The sequence below is a fragment of the Streptomyces sp. CNS606 genome, from assembly GCF_000426325.1.
The window spans coordinates 164,862-182,742 of record NZ_AUFD01000005.1 but is presented as its reverse complement, the minus strand read 5'-3'; the positions used below and the strand labels follow the sequence as shown (position 1 = coordinate 182,742).

General features: G+C 72.6%; 17 protein-coding genes and 1 tRNA gene. 7 read left to right on the top strand and 11 right to left on the bottom strand.

What is annotated here, in order from left to right; genetic code table 11:
- The first annotated feature begins 103 nt into the window (after positions 1–103).
- Positions 104–583, top strand: a complete 480-nt coding sequence (locus tag K304_RS26610) for an ATP-binding protein (protein WP_037788908.1) — start codon at positions 104–106, stop codon at positions 581–583.
- A 53-nt stretch (positions 584–636) separates the two neighbouring features.
- On the opposite strand, the gene K304_RS26605 is transcribed toward K304_RS26610, so the two are convergent.
- From K304_RS26605 to K304_RS0100825, 3 genes are all read right to left on the bottom strand, one after another.
- Positions 637–1,041: a hypothetical protein gene (locus K304_RS26605; RefSeq protein WP_158687282.1), complete on the bottom strand. Its 405-nt coding sequence runs from the start codon at positions 1,039–1,041 to the stop codon at positions 637–639.
- A complete protein-coding gene (locus tag K304_RS33195; protein WP_158687281.1) occupies positions 1,041–2,816 on the bottom strand; it encodes a hypothetical protein in 1,776 nt (591 codons plus the stop codon). The genes K304_RS26605 and K304_RS33195 overlap by 1 nt, the downstream gene beginning before the upstream one ends.
- Before the next feature lie 182 nt (positions 2,817–2,998).
- Positions 2,999–4,090: an Lrp/AsnC family transcriptional regulator gene (locus tag K304_RS0100825; protein ID WP_027762190.1), complete on the bottom strand. Its 1,092-nt coding sequence runs from the start codon at positions 4,088–4,090 to the stop codon at positions 2,999–3,001.
- A gap of 158 nt (positions 4,091–4,248) precedes the next feature.
- On the opposite strand from K304_RS0100825, the gene K304_RS26600 reads away from it, so the two are divergent.
- Both K304_RS26600 and K304_RS0100815 read left to right on the top strand, forming a co-directional pair.
- Positions 4,249–5,589, top strand: a complete 1,341-nt coding sequence (locus K304_RS26600; protein ID WP_078528196.1) for an MFS transporter — start codon at positions 4,249–4,251, stop codon at positions 5,587–5,589.
- Between the two features lie 40 nt (positions 5,590–5,629).
- Entirely contained in the window at positions 5,630–6,826 is a 1,197-nt protein-coding gene (locus tag K304_RS0100815) for a M20 family metallopeptidase (RefSeq protein WP_027762189.1), read from the top strand.
- A 121-nt stretch (positions 6,827–6,947) separates the two neighbouring features.
- On the opposite strand, the gene K304_RS0100810 is transcribed toward K304_RS0100815, so the two are convergent.
- Positions 6,948–7,664 (bottom strand): lytic polysaccharide monooxygenase, encoded by a 717-nt coding sequence (locus tag K304_RS0100810; RefSeq protein ID WP_027762188.1) that lies wholly within the window; start codon positions 7,662–7,664, stop codon positions 6,948–6,950.
- Between the two features lie 195 nt (positions 7,665–7,859).
- Between K304_RS0100810 and K304_RS0100805 the strand changes: the two genes are divergently transcribed.
- The 3 genes from K304_RS0100805 to K304_RS0100795 all read left to right on the top strand — a co-directional run bounded on the left by K304_RS0100805 (position 7,860) and on the right by K304_RS0100795 (position 10,056).
- Positions 7,860–8,273: an acyl-CoA thioesterase gene (locus tag K304_RS0100805; RefSeq protein WP_027762187.1), complete on the top strand. Its 414-nt coding sequence runs from the start codon at positions 7,860–7,862 to the stop codon at positions 8,271–8,273.
- Between the two features lie 91 nt (positions 8,274–8,364).
- A complete protein-coding gene (locus K304_RS0100800; RefSeq protein WP_027762186.1) occupies positions 8,365–9,018 on the top strand; it encodes a hypothetical protein in 654 nt (217 codons plus the stop codon).
- Positions 9,019–9,687: 669 nt separating this feature from the next.
- Entirely contained in the window at positions 9,688–10,056 is a 369-nt protein-coding gene (locus K304_RS0100795; protein ID WP_078528192.1) for an ANTAR domain-containing protein, read from the top strand.
- 71 nt (positions 10,057–10,127) lie between these two features.
- On the opposite strand, the gene K304_RS0100790 is transcribed toward K304_RS0100795, so the two are convergent.
- Positions 10,128–11,081 (bottom strand): aldo/keto reductase, encoded by a 954-nt coding sequence (locus K304_RS0100790; RefSeq protein WP_027762184.1) that lies wholly within the window; start codon positions 11,079–11,081, stop codon positions 10,128–10,130.
- A gap of 78 nt (positions 11,082–11,159) precedes the next feature.
- Positions 11,160–12,365, bottom strand: a complete 1,206-nt coding sequence (locus tag K304_RS0100785; protein WP_037788903.1) for a macrolide family glycosyltransferase — start codon at positions 12,363–12,365, stop codon at positions 11,160–11,162.
- A gap of 196 nt (positions 12,366–12,561) precedes the next feature.
- On the opposite strand from K304_RS0100785, the gene K304_RS0100780 reads away from it, so the two are divergent.
- On the top strand, positions 12,562–13,179 hold the full coding sequence (locus tag K304_RS0100780) for a TOPRIM nucleotidyl transferase/hydrolase domain-containing protein (RefSeq protein ID WP_027762182.1): 618 nt from the start codon (positions 12,562–12,564) through the stop codon (positions 13,177–13,179).
- An 82-nt stretch (positions 13,180–13,261) separates the two neighbouring features.
- On the opposite strand, the gene K304_RS0100775 is transcribed toward K304_RS0100780, so the two are convergent.
- The 5 genes from K304_RS0100775 to eboE form a co-directional block, all read right to left on the bottom strand.
- Positions 13,262–13,349, bottom strand: a tRNA-Leu gene (locus K304_RS0100775).
- A 135-nt stretch (positions 13,350–13,484) separates the two neighbouring features.
- Positions 13,485–13,991 (bottom strand): CHRD domain-containing protein, encoded by a 507-nt coding sequence (locus tag K304_RS31525; protein WP_051307603.1) that lies wholly within the window; start codon positions 13,989–13,991, stop codon positions 13,485–13,487.
- 174 nt (positions 13,992–14,165) lie between these two features.
- Positions 14,166–15,221 carry a sugar phosphate isomerase/epimerase family protein gene (locus K304_RS0100765; protein WP_027762181.1) on the bottom strand — a complete coding sequence of 352 codons (1,056 nt, stop codon included), beginning with the start codon at positions 15,219–15,221 and terminating at the stop codon, positions 14,166–14,168.
- Positions 15,221–16,702 carry an alkaline phosphatase family protein gene (locus K304_RS26590; RefSeq protein WP_078528186.1) on the bottom strand — a complete coding sequence of 494 codons (1,482 nt, stop codon included), beginning with the start codon at positions 16,700–16,702 and terminating at the stop codon, positions 15,221–15,223. Before K304_RS26590 ends, K304_RS0100765 begins: the two co-directional genes overlap by 1 nt.
- Positions 16,699–17,880, bottom strand: coding sequence for a metabolite traffic protein EboE (gene eboE / locus K304_RS0100755; protein WP_027762180.1), 1,182 nt, complete (start codon positions 17,878–17,880; stop codon positions 16,699–16,701). Before eboE ends, K304_RS26590 begins: the two co-directional genes overlap by 4 nt.
- Position 17,881 lies beyond the last annotated feature (1 nt).

Genomic DNA, 17,881 nt, shown 5'->3' with positions numbered 1-17,881 from the left:
CACGCCGCTCACCGCACACAGGCCGCAGGGCACCGCACACAAAGGCTCATGTGCAGCGGGTCACCCCTGGTCACGCTACGCCGTCGGGCGGAACGGTGAAGGCATGACCAGTGAGTTCACCTCCCCCGTCCGCCCCGCCCCCTCGGGCCGCAGGAGCGGCGCCCTGCGGCCCGCACGGCACTTCAGCATGCTCTTCAGCTCCACTCCGCGCGGAGCGCGGCTCGCCCGGCGCCTTGCCGGGGAATGGCTCGACACGTGGGGGCTGCCCTACGGCGGCACCGCACACGACGCGCTCACGCTGATCGTCGCGGAGCTGTGCAACAACGCCGCGTGCCATGGTCGCGTGGCCGGGCGGGACTTCCGCCTCGACCTCTCGACGGTGGGACCGGCGACCGTCCGCGTCGAGGTGACCGACACCCGTTCCGAACGCCTCCCGGTCGCCCTGACCCCGCGCACCGACTCCACCCGGGGCCGCGGGCTCATCCTGGTCGACGCCCTCGCGTCCCGCTGGGACTACCGCCGCCGCGTCGGCGCGCCCGGCAAGACGGTCTGGGCGGAGTACGACGTGAACCATCCAGAGTGACAGTTGCCTCGCGGTGCTCCAGGAGGGATTGCCCGCGCAGTTCAAGCTGGATCTCACCCCATAGCAACGCTCAGCAGAGACATTCCCGAAGCGATCAGGGTCGAGATACCGGGAGCCCCTCCACACCTCTCGGAGAGTCTGCCGAGCAGCGATCGCGCCATCTGCTGGTCCTCCGCGCGGGAGAGGTCCTGCTCGCGGAGGACCGTGAGCAGGGAACGGCACACTTCAGGATCGGTGACGTGATTCTGCCCATCCGTCAGGGCCTGCTCGAGGTTCTCCATGAGCTGAGGCCACTTCGCCACAGCGTCCTCAGTTGCTGCGACGTCAATCTGGCGTTGGTGGGAGCCGACAGCTCCCGGCTGGTTCTGAACGTTGCCCATCGATCCGGAGTTCACCACTCCGGAGTTATGGAATCCGCGCGATGCCGGATCGGCTGAGCGGCGGTTGAAGATGCTCATCAGGCGCCTCCTTCGGTCAAGGGGGTGGAGTTCATCGTCGCTGTCGGGTGGAATTCTCCGGGTCGGTTCTGCACGTCGCCCATGGTTCCGGTGTTGACGACGCCGGAGTTCTGGAGGATGTAGGTGGCTTGATTCAGGAAGGCGCTGACATCAACCCCCTTCTTCTGGAGGAAGTCGAGGACGGCTCGGAAGACGCAGCGCTCCATCCACGCGACGTGGCGCCTGGCGTCGTCGTACTGCAGCATGTCGTCCATATGACTGCAGGAGTATGCCTCTCGCAGGCTTGCGGGGTCCTCCCTGTCTTCCTCCGGACGGGCACGGGTGAAAGGCCGGCGGAGCCGACCGAGCAGCACGAACACGTCGAGAAGAGCATTGAGCGCCTCTTGAGCCTCTCGACGCGGCCCGCTGCGTCTCGCAGCCGCGAGCGCCTTCCTGAGCCGGGTGTTGACAGGGTTGACCACGTGCGGGCGCACCGTGATCCGGAGATAGTGGTGCTCGTATGCGAAACTGACGTACAGCAGCGTGACCAGGTCTCCGTCCCAGGACACAATGCGCGTGCACAACAGCCTGCGTGCCCGTTGAGTCTCCCGGGCCGCACCAAACGATTGGGCACCGTCGGCAGCCAACGTCTGTAGAGAATCCCATTCGGCCTGACTAATCCGATCCCAGCCCGTCGCCGACACGGCTGCTACATCGAACGTATCGAGCCGGTTCTCAGGCTGGTAGTCCGACTGCGGGTCCAGCAGCTTCTCGAGCTCTTCACCCACGTGGCGATGCAACTCGTCCGGAGTGAACGGCTCGAAACCACGGGTATTGCCGTGAACCATGTCGGCAACGCTTCGAAAAACCTGGCGAACGAGACGCTCCTCCTCTGTCTCGTTCTGCTCCACATCGGCCGACACCGCCGGAGCCACGTCGATGCCGATCGCGTGCTCCGACCAAAGCCGCCCCGCACCCACGACGGCATGGGTGGGCGACCGGTACCGGCGGAGGTTGAGACGGTAGGGAACCACACGGCCATCGCGGAATGGCGGGGAACGATGGAGCGCTAGACGGCGCTTCCGCCCCACCCACCACCGCAGGTCCGAACCGGATCGTCGAGACGCCCACCGGCCGATCCGTACTCGACGGCGTGCACACATCCGGTCGATATAGCAGGCGGCCCACCCTCCGGCGAGGGCAGCCGCGGTGGCTGCAGTGAGGTCGAATCGGATGCCTGCGACGGTAGTCCCGACCACGGCCACGCACAGCAGGAGCCGTCGAAGATGAGTGAGTCCTTCTGCCGTCGCAGCCGTCTGAAGTACAGGAGTCAGGTGGAAGCCGTGCGGCGGCACCGGATGGCCAACCGCGATTCGGCGCCGCACCCAGCTCGCGTATTCGTGACCGAGCAGGATGCCCGGCTGATCCTTGTCAGCCGTGAGACGCACAGCGATCTTCTTCAGCGCGGGCTTGCGCTTCACTCGCCGACGCGTGAGGACGATCCACAACGCGCGCGGTGCGACACGCACATAACGCGAACAGATCCGGGCGACTGCAGCAACATGGTCGTGCCGCAAGTACGCAGCAGCACATAGCCAGCCGGCGACGTCGGACAGCGCATTCTCCGGTGACACCTGAGTCGCGTCCCGCTGCTCATGAGCGCCCGCCTCCTCCGGCGAGCAGGTTGGCCTCGGCATCGTGGGCGGCTTGCGGAGGCTGACTCGCGCTCTCCTCTCGCGCCCCGCCGCGAGCGCCTCGCCGTCGTCAATGTTCTCGAAACCGGTGCCGAGCCCCATCCCCCGCCTTTCGCAGTCCCCCGCGGCGGGCACCACGGTGCCCGCCACACCCCAGGGGAGGAAAGAGGGCAGAACATACAAGCGGGTATTTCGCGCCACTCCGAGATTGCGACGGCCGTGCAGGCCGGGTCGAGCAGCACTCGTCTCTGTAGCCGCTATCCAACTCCGGTCTCAGGGCGGGGTCAGCCGGGGGCCCAGATGTCCAGGGGGACGACGTCCACCGCGCGGCCCGCGGGGCTGATCAGGCGGCCCATCAGCTTGGTCTGCCGGAGCGCGATGGCGCGGTCCACCAGGGTCAGTTCCGGCAGGTGCTCGGCGAGCTGGGCCTCCAGGCGCTGCACGTCGGCGACGGAACGCAGCCAGACGGTGAAGAGGAGGTTCTGCGGTCCGGTGACGGAGGCGCAGAGGCGGACCTCCGCCATGGACAGCAGGCCGCGGGCCGTCGCGGCGACCCGGTCGGCCGGGACCCTCGCCCACAGGGTGGCCGACACCGGCCATTCGGTGAGCTCGCGGGCGACCTCGCAGCGCAGTACGAGGTCGCGGGCCTCGATCAGCTGGTGGAGCCTGCGCCGCACCGTCGCCGCGCTCACGCCCGCCGCTGCGGCCAGCTCCGACGCGGAGCGGCGTCCGTCGGCGGCGACGGCGGGAATCAGCGCGCGGGTCACGGCGTCCGGGCGCAGGGTCGTACGGCCCGCTGCGGAACCCGGAGCGGGGCCGGGGCCCGGACCGGGGGCGGGGCCGGGCGCGGGCGCGGCGGCCCGCAGGCGGCTCTGCTGCTGCTCGGTGAGGGTCCGCAGCCGCCATCGGCTGCCGTCGCCGAACACCTGGGTGGCCAGCTGGGCGCGGGTGCCGACGACTCCCGGCAGCCGGGACATCCGGTCCAGGATGAGCCGTGACATGCCGGTGAGCCCGGGGGCGAAGACGGTGACCAGCAGGTCCCGGCCGCCCGCCATGTGCTCGACCGTGACGATCTGGGGTTCCCGCGCGAGGGCGTCGGCGACGGCCTCGACCCGCCCGGCCCGGCAGTCGACCTCCACCAGCGCCACTTCGAGGCTCTTGCGCAGGGAGAGCCCGGGGTATGCGGTGATCCAGGCGCGCCCGGTGCCGTGCAGCCGCTCCCACCGGCGGGCCACGGTCACGGGATCCGCTCCGAGGACCTTGCCGAGCAGGCTCCAGGAGGCCCGGGGAGCCATCTGGAGCGCGTGGATCAGCGCTTCGTCGTGGGCGTTGAGAGGGCCGGCCGTCGACCCGGAAGAGTGATCGGCAGTGTCCATATCCTGCGTTCCGACGTTGATTCTGCGGGATTCCTGCAATGTGCAGCGTAGACCTTCCCGTATCCGTCGTCGCCCTCCACCTTTTCCTGCAACCCGCGTGCTCCGGGGCACACGCCCCGGTCGGCGCGCCGCACTCCACCGACAGGGAGGGACACACCATGGCCGACGCCGGCTCGGTGTCCGCACAGGCGACAGCCGCACAGGCGGCTGCCGCACCGCCCGCGACGAAGGGCCCGAGGGCGGCGGGCGGGAACGGGCGGCGGGAGCTGCTGGCCGCCACGGTCGGCGGCGTCGTGGAGTCGTTCGACTGGACGATCTACGCCGTCCTCGCCCCGTACTTCGCCTCGGAGATGTTCCCCGGCGACGATCCGGTGGCCAAGCTGCTGGGCGCCTACCTGGGTTTCGCGGTCGGGTTCGTGGTCCGGCCCTTCGGCTCCTACGTCATCGGCCGGATCAGCGACCGGCGGGGGCGCCGCTTCGGTCTGATGCTGTCGATGATCCTCATCTCCGGTGCGTCGTTCCTGCTGGCCGCGCTGCCCACGGCGGCACAGATCGGGGTGATGGCGCCGCTCCTGCTGGTCGCGATCCGGTTGGTCCAGGGCCTGTCGATGGGCGGGGAGAACCCGAGCGTCGCCGCGTACGTCACCGAGACCGCGCCGAAGCGGCTCCGTTTCCTCTACAGCGGCATCAGCTACAGCGGCATCATCCTGGGCAACATCCTGTGCTTCGGCGTGCTGACGGTGATGCTGGCCGTGCTCGGCGAGGACGGCGTGGCGGACGGCGGCTGGCGCATCGGCTTCGTGGTGGCGGGTCTCCTGGGCCTGCTGTCGCTGTGGGTGCGGCGCACCGCGCGGGAGTCCGAGGAGTTCACGGCGGGGACGACGGACGCCCCGTCCGCGGTGGCGGCGGCGGAGCGGCGCGCGCTGTTCCGTGTCTCGGCGCGGAACATGACCGCCGTGTTCCTCACGACGCTCGGCATCACGGTCAGCTACTACTTCGGCACCACCTACCTGCCGCAGTACGCCGAACGGCTCGGTCTCAGCTCCGGCGCGGAGGGCACGGCCGCCATGCTGGTGCCGCTCACGCTGCTGATCGTCGCGATGGCCGCGTCCGGCATCCTGGCGGACCGCGTCGGATCCACCCGGACCGTGCGCACCGGGCTGGGGCTGCTGGCCGTCTGCACCGTGCCCGTCTTCCAGGCGATGGAGGCCGAGGTGCTGCCGGTGTGGGTGGCGACGGTCCTGCACCTGCTGTGCCTGGCCGCGCCGTTGGCGCTGTTCAACGTCTTCTTCGCCCGGCTGTTCCCGGTGCAGATCAGGGTGGTCGCGATGGGCCTGCCGTTCACGGCCGCCGTCGGGCTGTTCGGCGGCACCTTCCCGATGGTCGCGGAGGCACTCGCCGGCGCCGGGCACATCGCGATGGTGCCGTGGCTCGCGGCGGCGGCGTGCGCCGTCTCCTTCGCAGCGACCTTCCTCATCCGCCGCCCGGCGCACGCCTGACGGCCGGACCGACCCCGTACGGAGCGACTGGAGGAACATCATGAATCTGCGCGAGGACGCCGCCGCCGTCCAGGACGACCTGGTACGGCTGCGGCGCGCCCTGCACCAGCACCCGGAGACCGGACTCGACCTCCCGCACACCCAGGAGAAGGTGCTCGCCGAGATCGACGGACTGGGCCTGGAGGTCACGACGGGACGGCGCCTCAGTTCCGTGACGGCGGTGCTGCGCGGGGCGCGGCCGGGCCCCACCGTGCTGCTGCGCGGGGACATGGACGCCCTGCCGGTCGCGGAGCGCACCGGACTCGACTACGCCTCCCGGACCGGGTCCACGATGCACGCCTGCGGCCACGACCTGCACACGGCGATGCTGGCCGGGGCCGCGCGCCTGCTGGCCTCGCACCGGGACCGGCTGGCGGGCGACGTCGTCTTCATGTTCCAGCCGGGCGAGGAGGGGTTCGACGGGGCGCGGCTGATGGTCGAGGACGGAGTCCTGGACGCTTCGGGGACGCGCCCGGTCGCCGCCTACGCGGTGCACGTGCTGTCGGCGGGGCACGCCTCCGGCCGGTTCTTCACCCGCGGGGGGCCGGCGATGGCTGCGTCGAACGTGCTCACCGTGACCGTCCGGGGCGCGGGCGGGCACGGCTCGATGCCGCACCGCGCCGCCGACCCGGTGCCGGCGGCGTGCGAGATGGTGACCGCGCTGCAGACCTGGATCAGCCGCACCTTCGACGTCTTCGACCCGGTCGTGCTCACCGTCGGCAGCTTCCACGCGGGTACCAAGCAGAACGTGATTCCGGAATCCGCCACCTTCGAGGCGACGGTCCGCTCGTTCTCCCCCGCCACGCAGGCCAGGCTGAAGGACGGAACCGTCGAGCTGTGCCGGGGCATCGCCGCGGGCCACGGGCTGCGGGTGGACGCGGAGTTCACCGAGCTCTACCCCGTGACCGTCAACGACGCCCGGGAGGCGGCGTTCGTTCAGCGGACCGTCGCCGAGCTGCACGGGGAGGAGCGTTTCGAGCCGATGGCGCACCCGCTGGCCGGGGCCGAGGACTTCTCGCGGGTCCTGGACGAGGTGCCGGGGGCGATGACGATGCTCGGTGCCCCGCCCGCGGGGGCCGACCCGGAGACGTCGGCGAACAACCACTCACCGCACGCCGCGTTCGACGACGCGGTGCTGGCGGACGGTGCGGCGCTCTACGCGCGGCTGGCCCTGGACCGTACGGCCGCGGGGGTCTGACGCGGCGCGCCGGACGTCCGCGCCCGCGCCCGGGCGTGCGCGGTCGTGTGGGAACGGCCATCGGGTTGCCGTTCCCACACGAGTGGGGCGCGTCGGCCCCGGGGCGCGGGTCGGTGAGGGGTCAGGCGCAGGGTCCGAGGTCCTCCCAGACGCCCCACTCGCCGGTGGTGCCGGGTTCGTCGCCCTTGACCCACCACTTGGCGCGCCAGGTGTGGCCCTCCCAGGTGACGCGGTCGTCGCCGAGGTAGGTGGCCGTGGGGTTCCAGGCGGGCGCGGTGCAGTCGCCCGGGTCCGGGTCGCCGGGGTCGCCCGGGTCGCCGCCGCCGCCGATGTTGACGTCGATGCAGGCGTAGAACGCGTTGGCCGTGTCGGCGATGTTCCAGACGGCGAGGACCTTCTGCTGCCCGGAGATTCCGCCGAAGTCGACCCGGTGGGTGACGGTGGCGCCCGGCTGCGCGCCGCCGTCGTTGAACTCGGCGACCTGCTGGCCGCCGACGAAGTACTGCCAGGTGCTGGTGGCGTGGCGGGCCGTCAGGGTCCACGAGAAGTGCGTCGAGCTGCCGACCGGTGTGACGCGCCAGCCCTTGCCGTCGTCGTCGAGTTCGGCGAACTGCTGGTTCCCGCCGCTGCAGCTGCGCAGGCCCTTGGGGCCCTCGACGCTCTGCGGCTCGTACTTGATCTGGCCGCACTCGACGTCGCCGGCCGCGCACTGGGCCTGGCGGCTGGGGGGCGTGGAGACGTAGCCGTGCGCGCTGGCCGTCTGGGCGGGGAGGCTCACCGCGAGCAGGGGTGCGATGCCCGCACCGATCACGGCCGCCAGTCTTCGCTTCGGGTTCATGCCGACTCCTTCGCTGTCGAGGACGCACGGGCCAGGGTCCGGTGGGGGCGGAGCGGGTCCGCAGGAGCAGCCAAAGGAACAGACCAACCTCACCGTTGGTCTAGACCTTAATGATTGTCCGGAGCCCGTCAAGAGGAGCGGAGCGGATCGCGGAAGCCCGGGAATATGCCCCGGTGCGCGGACGTTGGCGTCCGCATGACGTTCTCCGTGCCGGTCACCGTGCGTGGCTACGAACTCGACACCCAGGGGCACCTCAACCAGGCCGTCTACCTCCAGTACGCCGAGCACGCACGGTGGGAGCTGCTGCGGGCGGCCGGGCTGCCGCAGGACAAGCTCCTGGCGGACGGGGTCGGGCCGGTGGCGCTGGAGACCACGCTGAAATTCCGGCGTGAGCTCCGCGGCGGCGACGAGGTACGGGTCACCTGCCGGTTCGAGTTCACCCGGAGCCGGACGTTCCGCATCCGGCAGGAGATCCTGACCGTGGACGACGCCGTGGCCGCGGAGGTCACGGCCCTCGCCGGCATCCTCGACCTCGCCACGCGCAAGCTCGTCCCCGACCCGGCCGAACGGCTGCGGTCGCTGGCCGACCAGGCCGACCTGCTGGGCTGAACGCGCCCGGACACGCCGCAGACGCACGGCCGCGCGCCGGAGGGTGGGGCGGCTGGACCCGGGGGGTGGCGGCACGGCCATACTGTCCCTCGTGGAGCAACGACCTGAATCCCCCGAACCGGCCGTGCTCAGCGCCGGCACGGACCCGACGCACATCCCCGGCCTGCCCGGACCGGCCACCGCGGCGGCGGAACGGCAGCAGTCCCCCGACGCGACGGCGGCGGAGGCTGAGCCCGCCACCGACGGAGGACCGGACGACGAGCCGCAGGCACCGAAGCCGCCCCGGACCGACGACTCCCCCGGCGCGGCCCCCGACGACGTCAAGGGCGACGACGAGCCGGACACCGAGACGGACGTCGAGGCCGAGACCGACCGCGAGGCCGAGGCCGACGGCGGGACCGCGGACGCCGACGGCCCGGCGGAACACGACCCCCACGACGACGAAGAGCCGCCCGAGGGGCCCGCGTTCGAGGTGCGGGACCACCGGGGGGCGATCCTCGCGGACGGGCGCGGCGTGGTCTTCCGGCTGGACGACACCGAGGCGCGTTTCCGGTGGTCCGACATCGGCTCCGTCGAGATCGGCGCCTCCCGTTTCGCGAAGCGCTTCGAGGTCGCCGTCGGCACGCGCGATCCGCGCCGGCGCTTCGACGCCGAGGTCATCGCGCCGACCCGCAAGACCCTCCAGCAGTGGGCAGAGGACCTGGACGCCGTCCTCGACGCCTGGTTCGACGACGACCCGAAGTAGCCGGGTCCGCCGCCCGGCACAACGGGAGCCGGCCACCGGGAACGAGATCACTCCGTTCCCGGTGGTGTAGGCTTCCCACGCCTGTCTCTGCTTCCTCCGGCACCTCACCGGCGCGATGTTCGCGCAGGTCACGGCGGGGGCGGCGACTTCTTCTAGTGCTTCAGATCGAGAGGCACACAGCGCGGAGCCGATGCGGCCCCGTGCGAGGCCGGGGCGCCTCCCGTGGACCTTCGGGACGCCGTGGCCGGGTGTGTCTTCTCCCGCGCTGTCTGCTTGTCCGGACAGTTGGACGGGAGAGGACCCCGCCGTGATCAGTACACCGGTTCCGCCGGCCGCCCGCACGCGGCGCCGCCCCCGGCCCTGCCCGTTCCCCGGCTCCGGAAGCCACGGGGGGCGGCCCGTGCCCGCCTGAGCGGCCCGGGAGGTCGAGCCGCCCGGCCCCGGCGACGGTCGTCACACCGCCGTGGCAGGCCCCCACCCCCGGCGCCCCTTCTCTCCGCCGCAGCACCGGCCTTCCTCCGCCCTGTCACGCGCCCTTCAGCCGGCCCTTCCGCACGCCCGCACGTCCGTGGCGGCGCGACACGCGCCGCCGGCCGCCGACGGACCGGTCCCCGGCGCCACCGCCTCGCACCGGAGTCGTCTCCGGTCACCACCCCCGAGGGATCAGGAATGAGCACGATCGACCCCGCCGACCGCGAGGTGACCTCACCGGCGCGGGTGCCGGCCGACGGTGAGGCCGAAAGCGGCCTCACCGTGGCCGAGTTGGAGGCGGAGATCGACCGGCTGCGCACCGAGGTGACGCAGCTGCGGCACGCGATGGCGAGCCGCAGCGTCATCGACCAGGCACGCGGCATGGTGATGGTGATGGCCCGCTGCCCTCCGCAGGTCGCCTGGGAGGTACTGGTGGAGGTCTCGCAGCACACCAACACCAAATTGCGCGACGTCGCCATGGCCCTGGTCGCCACCGCACAGGGCCGCACCAGACTGCCCCAGCCACTCGGCGCGGAACTCGCCGCCGCGCTGCGCCGCCGGAGGTGAGCCGAAGCGGACGAACGGGCCCGCGCGGCGGGCCCATCCGGTGGTGGCGCGGGCCGTGGTGGCGCGACCGGTCAGGGCAGAGGGGCGCCGCGGGCGGCGAGCCACAGGTCGTACCACTCCTGATGGTCGAGGCGGGGCGCGGCCAGCGCCGCATCACGGCAGGCACGGATGCGTTCCGGGCGGGTGGAGCCGACGACCGGGACGACGGCCGCGGGGTGGCGTTGCAGCCACCACAGCAGCACCGTCTCGGGCGTGGTGCCCTTCTCCCGGGCCAGCCGCCGGACGAGCGCCGCGGTCTCCCGGTCCTCCGGGGTGGCCGGGCGGCCGGTGTACCGGCCCTGGGCGAGGGAACCCCAGGCCTGCAGCGCGACCCCGTGAGCCCGGCAGTGCTCGAGGGTCCCGTGCGGGAAGCCGTTGCCGGCGGCCTCTGCGGTGTTGACCACGACGCCGGACTCCAGCCAGTCCCGGTGGTGCAGGCTCATCTCCAGCTGGTTCACCTCCAGCGGGAAGGGCAGCGACGCCTGGAGGTGGGCGATCTGCGGGCCGCTCATGTTCGAGACGCCGAAGCGGCGCACCAGCCCCTGCCGGTGCAGCGAGGTGAGCGCCTCCGCGACGTCGTCGGGGTCGGCGAGCGGGTCGGGTCGGTGCAGCAGCAGGACGTCGACGACGTCGGTGCGCAGCCGGGTCAGGCTCTCCTCGACGCGACGCACGACGGACGCGCCCCGCAGGTCGTAGTGGCCCGGACGGTCGTCGTCGGGGAGACGGATGCCGCACTTGGTCTGCAGGGTGAGCCGTTCACGCAGGCCGGGGCTGCGGGCGAGCACCTCGCCGAAGACGGCCTCCGCCTTGCCGTGCCGGTAGATGTCGGCGTGGTCGAAGGTCGTGATGCCGCTGTCGAGCGCGGCCGCGACCGCCACCTCCGCGGCGTCGACGTCGGCCGGACCGTACGGTTCCGGCTGCCAGCTGCCGCCGAGACCCATGCATCCGTAGACGAGTCCGTTGCCTGCGCGGGGTGGAGTGGTCATCCGGACCACCTTCGCACGGCCCCTCCTGCGCGGGCTCCGCCGCCCCCGGGCTCCGCATGGTCCCCGGCGCGCGGCGGGTCAGCCGCGGGCGGCTGCTTCGACGCGGTCCGCGGCCCAGGCCGGGCCGTCGACGGCGTGCATCTCCCGCTGCAGCGCACGGACACCGGCGAGCACGCTCTCGTCGGCGACGAGCCGCTCGACCTCGGTGCGCAGCCGCTCGGGCGTGACGTCGTCGTGCGGCAGGTGCGCCCCGAGGCCGAGTTCCGCCAGCCGCTCGGCGATGAAGTGCTGTTCGGGCGTGTAGGGCACGGCGACCACGGGCGTGCCCAGGTACATCGCCTCCATCACGCTGTTGGTCCCCCCGTGGGAGACGAAGACGTCGGCGCGCCGCAGTACCGACAGCTGAGGCACCCAGCTCATCAGCCGCACGTTGTCGGGCACCGGCCCGAGTTCGTCCCGGTCGACGTGGTCGGCGGCCGCGACCACCACGTGCCAGTCGCTGCCGGCGAACGCCTCGATGTAGGTGCGCAGGATCGCCGCCTGGCCGTCGATCTGCATGCTGCCCCTGCTGACCAGGGCGACCGGCCGGCCCGGCTCCGGCTCGTCCCAGTCGGGCTCGTCGTCCCGGCCGCCCACGGCGGGGCCGACGAACGCGAACCGGTCGTCGAAGGTCTCCTGCGCGGGCTGGAAGGAACGCGGGAGAAACACCAGGTTCGACTCGTCGGCGGGCGCGTTGAACTCCTCCAGGGTCACGTGTGCCAGGCCGTGGTCCTTCAGCAACTGTCCCTGCTTGACGAAGAAGTCGATCAGCGCGGGGTGGTGCGGATCGATCTCGTCGGCGAACAGCGAACCGATCTGCTGGGTGAGCGAGTACGTCTCGTTGGACGCCAGGGTCCCGAACATCTCGATCGCCGGGCGCTTCCACTTGCGGGCCAGCACCCGGCCCGCGGCGAACGTGCTGACGTCGTACAGCAGTACGTCGGGGATGTCGTCGCCGAACCCCTCCTCGAGCACGGGGACGGTGGCGATGCCCTCGTCGATCGACCGGACGGGCTCGTGGACCATGTACTCGGCGTCCATCGTGTCCGGCAGCTTCCGGGACGTCAGCCACGACTCGTAGCACAGGGCCCGGGCTCCGGCGGCGGTCACCTTCTCCTCGAACCTGCGGGTGGTCGCGAAGGTGACGCGGTGCCCGCGCCGTACGAGCTCCTCGACGATGGGGAGCGTCGGGCTGACGTGTCCGAACTCGGGAAGCGGCATGAAAGCCACGTGGTACGCCGACATGGCCGCAGCATGCCAGCGCACGCACCGCACGGGTGCCGCCCCGGGGGATGTCTGAGGACTTCATCAGTCCGCCCCGGCGCCACCGCTCCGGGCTCCCGCTCCAGGGGCGTGGACCGGGAGCATGGAGCGAGCAATACACACCCGCCGGACGAAATGGCCGTGCGCCGACGCCCCGCTCCGGAGCAGAATCGGGCCCATGGCGGACATGCGAGCGTTCCGGGACGCGGTCACCGACTGGGCGGCGGGCGGCGCCGACGAACCCGCACACGCACTGGCCGCGCAGCTGGAGGTGCGGACCGCGGTGCTGCTGGAAGGGCCGAGCGACCTCGCGGCCGTCGAGACGCTGGCCGCACTCCGCGGCCGCGACCTGGCGGACGAGGGCGTGTGCGTGGTGCCGATGGGCGGGGCGATGAGCGTCGGCCGCTACGCAGGCATCCTCGGGCGCACCGGGCTGGGGCTGCGGCTGACCGGCCTGTGCGACGAGCGGGAGCGGGGCTACTACGACCGTGCGCTGGACCGGGCCCGCGCGCCGCGCGACGGGATCTTCGTGTGCGTCCGGGACCTGGAGGAGGAACTGATCCGCGCGCTGGGCGTGGCGAGGGTCGAGGAGATCGTGGAGGACGAGGGCGACCTGCGGGCCTGGCGGACCTTCGTCCGCCAGCCCGCCCAGCGCAGCCAGTCGCCCGAGCAGCAGCTGCGGCGCTTCCTGGGCACGAAGAAGGGCCGCAAGATCCGCTACGGCACACTCCTGGTCGGAGCCCTCGACGGCGGCCGGACGCCCGCGCCCCTCGACGACCTCCTGGCGAGTCTGTGACCGGCGCTCCCCCCTGGTCGGCACCGTTCGTGCGCGAGGGAGCCCAAGCAGAAAACCCCAGGTCACCGACCTGGGGTTCGCGTGGTGTCCGAGGGGGGACTTGAACCCCCACGCCCGATAAAGGGCACTAGCACCTCAAGCTAGCGCGTCTGCCATTCCGCCACCCGGACAGGGTGTCCCGCACGGCGTGCGCCGTGCTGACGGGGAACACCATACCAAGGATCCCCGGTGCTCCTCACCTGGGTAAACCGGGACGGAGGAGAGCCCCGGGCGGGGGCCCTCCTCCGTGGTTCGCGGGTTCGGCGTCAGCGGTGGCTCTTCATCAGCTGGCCGCGCACGGCGCCGGCCGGGAAGCGCTCGTTGTGGACGTTGACGTAGAAGAAGAACGGGTCCTTCTTGATGCCCTCGAGCTCCCAGAAGGTCAGGACGCGGGCGGCGTTGTTCGGGTTCTGCCAGCTGCGGGCGCGGATGCAGTCCGAGACGGTGCCGTTGCGCGGCGGGGTCTTGAGGGTGACGGCGATCGGGCCGGCCTCGCCGCGGGGGCCGAAGTGGATGTGGGCGGCGGTCGGGGTGGCGACGCGGCGGACGCTCAGCTTGTAGCAGAGGGTGCCGTTCTCGATCTTGTAGCGGAAGCGGCCTTCGCCGTTCCGGTCGCCGGGGCCGGGGACCTCCTGCCGGCCGTCGAGGTGGGCCCAGCCGGTGACCTTGTGCTTGCCGCCGCCCATCGCGTCGGCGCCGGCCGGTGCGGCCACGGTGGTCAGCAGGACCGAGGCGCCCAGGGCGGCCGCCGCAGCGAGGGATACAACGCGCATGTCGATGCTCCTGTGTGATCGGAGGGGTGATGCCCCCACGACGCTAAGTGAGCAACGGATATACCGCATCAACAGGGCGCATTCGTGTGTTTACCGGGTCGATATCGACGTGTCCACCCGTGCGGCGTAGTGGAAGGGAGGACCGGGTCCGGCCGCCCGGGTGGTGTGCGGGCCTCAGCTGCAGTCTCCGCGGGAGCGGAGGGAACGGAGGTGGCGGCTGGAGCGGCGGGCCGTGCTGAGCGAACCGGCGGGGTTGGCGACGGGGTCGGGGGCGTCGTCGCGCTCGACCAGCCAGTGGTGGCGGCGCCGCTGCCGGGGGAGGCTCCCGACCGTGTCGATGAAGTGGCGGTAGTCGAGGTCGCCGTCGCCGACGTCGGTCATGCGGTACCCGTCGCGGGTGCCGTCCTCGCGCTCGCCGTCCTTGACGTGGAAGAGCGGGAAGCGGTCGGGGGCGGCCCGTACGTAGTCCAGCGGCTCGAACGGGGCGGGCGTGCCGTCGGGGCGGACGCTGAAGCGGTACTGCCCGACGTACGCCCAGTAGACGTCCATCTCGAAGTGGACCAGGTCCGGTTCGGTCTCGGCGAGCAGCAGGTCGTAGAGGCGCACGTCCGGGCGGTCCTCGGCGAAGCCGAACTCCTCGGCGTGGTTGTGCTGGTAGAACATCAGGCTGCGGGCGCGGGCGGCGGCGCCGTAGGTGTGGAAGTCGTCTGCGGCGCGCTTCCACGCGTCGACCGTGTCGCCGTAGCGGTTCGGGGCCCAGGGGGTGCCGACGGCGGGCAGGCCGAGGGCCTCGGCGTCGTCGAGCACGCGTTCCAGGCTGGTGGCGAAGCTGTACGCGTCCGGGTCGCCGCCGTCGGCGTGGTAGGCGACGTGGCTGCCGACGCCGCGCAGTCCGTTGTCGCGCAGCAGACGGCGCAGGGCGGGGAGCGAGAGGTCGCCGGTGCCCTGGGTGTAGCCGGCGAACTCGACTTCGCTGTAGCCGTGGCGGGCGAGGCGTTCGAAGAGGCGGGCGAAGCCGATCTCCTGGACCTGGTCGCGGACGGTGTAGAGCTGGATGCCGAGCCTTCCGGGGGGCAGCACCGGGCGTCCCCGTCCGCGGGCGCCCGCCGCGGCGGCCGGGGTGGTCGCGGTGCCGAGCAGCGCGGTGGCGGCCGTGCCGGCGGCGACGCCGAGGAGGCCGCGCCGCCGGAGGCGGCGGGCGAGGGGGCCGGGGTCGGGCTGGTGGGGCATCAGGAGTCTCCTGTCGTCGGCCTGGAGGGCGGGGTGGGAGGCGGCGCGGGCTGCGGGGTGGGATGCAGGGCGGGGCGCGGGGTCGGGGGCAGGGCGAGGTCGAGGAGGAGGCCCTTGACGTCGGTGGCCGCGACGGTTCCGTGCCCGGGGAGGGCGCCGGGGCGGTCGCACAGCAGCACGGGCCCGTGCGCGGGGTCCTCGGGCAGCCGGCCGTGGCTGCCCCGCACGGGTGAGGGGTCCAGCGGGACGACGGACATCCGGTACCGCATGCCGGTCTTCTTGCGCGCGAGTGCGGCCGCGGCCCGCAGCCTCACGTAGGGGTCGAGCGGGTCCAGGAACAGCTCGGCCGGGTCGTAGCCCGGTTTGCGGTGGATCTCGACCAGGCGGGCGAAGTCGGGGGCGCGGTCGTCGTCGAGCCAGTAGTAGTAGGTGAACCAGGCGTCCGGTGCGGCGACGGCCACCAGCTCGCCCGAGCGGGGGTGGTCGAGTCCGTGGGCCTTCTTGCCGTCGTCGTCCAGGAGCAGGGCGACGCCCGGCAGGCCGGCGAGCAGGTCGCGGACGGCGGGCAGGTCGCCGGGGCGGCGCACGTAGACGTGGGCGAGCTGGTGGTCGGCGACCGCGAACGCGCGGGAGGTGGTGGGGTCCAGGTACTCCATGCCGTCCTGGGTGTGGACCTCCAGCAGCCCGGCGCGGCGCAGGGCCCGGTTGACGTCGACGGGACGGGAGACGGGCGTGATGCCGTATTCGGAGAGCACGACGACCGTACGGTCCTCCGCCGCGGCGTCGTCGAGGAGCGGCGCGAGGACGCGGTCGGCGTCGCGGGCGGCCGCGTGGGCCGGGGGGTCGTCGGGGCCGTGGCGCTGCAGGTCGTAGTCGAGGTGGGGAACGTAGGCGAGGGCGAGGTCGGGGCGGCGGGTGCGCAGGATGTGGCGGGTGGCGTCGACGATCCACTGCGAGGAGGGCAGCGAGGCGCCGGGTCCCCAGAAGCGGAAGAGGGGGAAGGTGCCCAGTTCGGCGGTGAGTTCGTCGTGCAGGGCGGGGGGACGGGTGTAGCAGTCGGGTTCCTTGCGTCCGTCGGCGTAGTAGACGGGACGCGGGGTGACGGTCCAGTCGACGTCGGCGCCCATGGCGTACCACCAGCAGATGTTGGCGACGGTGTAGCCGGGGTGCCGGTCGCGGGCGGCGTGCCACAGCTTCTCCCCGGCGACCAGCGCGTTGTGCTGCCGCCACAGCAGGACCTCCCCGAGTTCGCGGAAGTACCAGCCGTTGCCGACGATGCCGTGCACGGCCGGGAGGGTGCCGGTGAGGAAGGTGGACTGCGCGGCACAGGTGACGGCGGGCAGGACGGTCTCCAGGGCGGCTCGGGAGCCGCCGTCCGCCAGCGCCTTCAGGCGCGGCATGTGGGCGAGCAGGCGCGGGGTGAGGCCGACGACGTCGAGGACGAGCAGGGGCCGGGGGCGTGCCGGGGCGGGGGCCGTCATGGCAGCTCCTTGAGACCCAGGTCGGTGAGGAGGTCGCGGGCGACGTCGAGTTCGGCGGCGATGCCGGCCGCGAGCTGTGCACGGGTGCGGGGGCGCAGGCCGGGCGGGAGCGCCTGCCAGGTGTACGTCTCGACCTCCAGGTGGTGGGTGAGGGGTGCGGGGCCGCCGACGAGGCGGGCCAGGGCCGCGTGCAGCACGTCGAGGGTGGCGGTGAGCGGCGGCGCGAGCGGCGCGTGCAGCGGGACGTGGAAGTGGGCGCGCCAGGGTGCGGTGGTGGGCAGGGCGCCGGGGGCCAGGGCCTCGTCGAGGTCGTCGGTGGCCAGGAGGGCGCCGTCCGGGCCGGGGGTGCGGGTCTGGTGCAGGAAGCGCGGCTCGGCGAAGTCGGCGAGCGAGGCCCGTACGGCGGGGCGGGCGGGGTCGGCGGCGTGCAGGGCGGCGGAGAGCTGGGACTTGACGACGGGGATGCCGGCCGCGGCGAGGGAGTCGACGGCCTGGCCGGGGTCCTCGAAGGCGGTGGCGAGGTGGCAGGTGTCGAGGCACACGCCGATGCGGTGGGCGGGTGGGGCTCCGCCGCCGGTGAGGGCGTCGACGGCGTCGGCGGTGGTTTCGACGGTGCAGCCGGGTTCGGGTTCCAGGCCGATGCGCAGGGAGCGGCCGGTGGTCTCCTGCAGGGCGTCCAGCCGGTGGGCGAGGGTGGTCAGGGCGGCGAGGGCGGTGTGGCGGGCGGCCTGGTCGAAACCGGTGCGCCAGGCGAGCGGCAGGGTGGAGACGGTGCCCTCGTCGACGTCGTCGGGGAGGAGCGCGGCGAGCAGGCGGGCCAGGTCGGCGGTGTGGTCCAGCCGTGCGGGGTCGGTCCAGTCGGGGCGGTAGACGCGGTATTTGACGCGCTGTGCGCCGAATCCCTGGTAGGGGAAGCCGTTGAGGGTGACGACCTCCAGGCCGCGGGCGTCGAGGGCCCGGCGGAGGCGGCGGAGTGCGGCGGGGTCCTCGGTCAGTGCGCGGGCGGCTTCGTGGGCCAGCCACAGGCCGATGCCGAGGCGGTCGCGGTGCAGGCGGCGGCGGACCGGCTCGGCGTGGTCGCGGAGTTGCCGGATCACGCCGTCGAGGTTCTCCGCGGCGTGCACGTTGGTGCAGTAGGAGAGGTGGACGGTGGAGCCGTCGGGGTGGCGGAAGCGCACC

Excerpts from the sequence above, each read along its gene's own strand:
- K304_RS0100785 (WP_037788903.1), bottom strand. The coding sequence starts at position 12,365 with ATGTCGGCGTACCACGTGGCTTTCATGCCGCTTCCCGAGTTCGGACAC.
- K304_RS26610 (WP_037788908.1), top strand. The coding sequence starts at position 104 with ATGACCAGTGAGTTCACCTCCCCCGTCCGCCCCGCCCCCTCGGGCCGC.
- K304_RS0100815 (WP_027762189.1), top strand. The coding sequence starts at position 5,630 with ATGAATCTGCGCGAGGACGCCGCCGCCGTCCAGGACGACCTGGTACGG.
- K304_RS26590 (WP_078528186.1), bottom strand. The coding sequence starts at position 16,702 with ATGACGGCCCCCGCCCCGGCACGCCCCCGGCCCCTGCTCGTCCTCGAC.
- K304_RS0100780 (WP_027762182.1), top strand. The coding sequence starts at position 12,562 with ATGGCGGACATGCGAGCGTTCCGGGACGCGGTCACCGACTGGGCGGCG.
- K304_RS0100825 (WP_027762190.1), bottom strand. The coding sequence starts at position 4,090 with ATGGACACTGCCGATCACTCTTCCGGGTCGACGGCCGGCCCTCTCAAC.
- K304_RS31525 (WP_051307603.1), bottom strand. The coding sequence starts at position 13,991 with ATGCGCGTTGTATCCCTCGCTGCGGCGGCCGCCCTGGGCGCCTCGGTC.
- K304_RS26600 (WP_078528196.1), top strand. The coding sequence starts at position 4,249 with ATGGCCGACGCCGGCTCGGTGTCCGCACAGGCGACAGCCGCACAGGCG.
- K304_RS0100790 (WP_027762184.1), bottom strand. The coding sequence starts at position 11,081 with ATGACCACTCCACCCCGCGCAGGCAACGGACTCGTCTACGGATGCATG.
- K304_RS0100765 (WP_027762181.1), bottom strand. The coding sequence starts at position 15,221 with ATGCCCCACCAGCCCGACCCCGGCCCCCTCGCCCGCCGCCTCCGGCGG.
- K304_RS33195 (WP_158687281.1), bottom strand. The coding sequence starts at position 2,816 with ATGGGGCTCGGCACCGGTTTCGAGAACATTGACGACGGCGAGGCGCTC.
- K304_RS0100795 (WP_078528192.1), top strand. The coding sequence starts at position 9,688 with ATGAGCACGATCGACCCCGCCGACCGCGAGGTGACCTCACCGGCGCGG.
- K304_RS0100805 (WP_027762187.1), top strand. The coding sequence starts at position 7,860 with ATGACGTTCTCCGTGCCGGTCACCGTGCGTGGCTACGAACTCGACACC.
- K304_RS26605 (WP_158687282.1), bottom strand. The coding sequence starts at position 1,041 with ATGAGCATCTTCAACCGCCGCTCAGCCGATCCGGCATCGCGCGGATTC.
- K304_RS0100810 (WP_027762188.1), bottom strand. The coding sequence starts at position 7,664 with ATGAACCCGAAGCGAAGACTGGCGGCCGTGATCGGTGCGGGCATCGCA.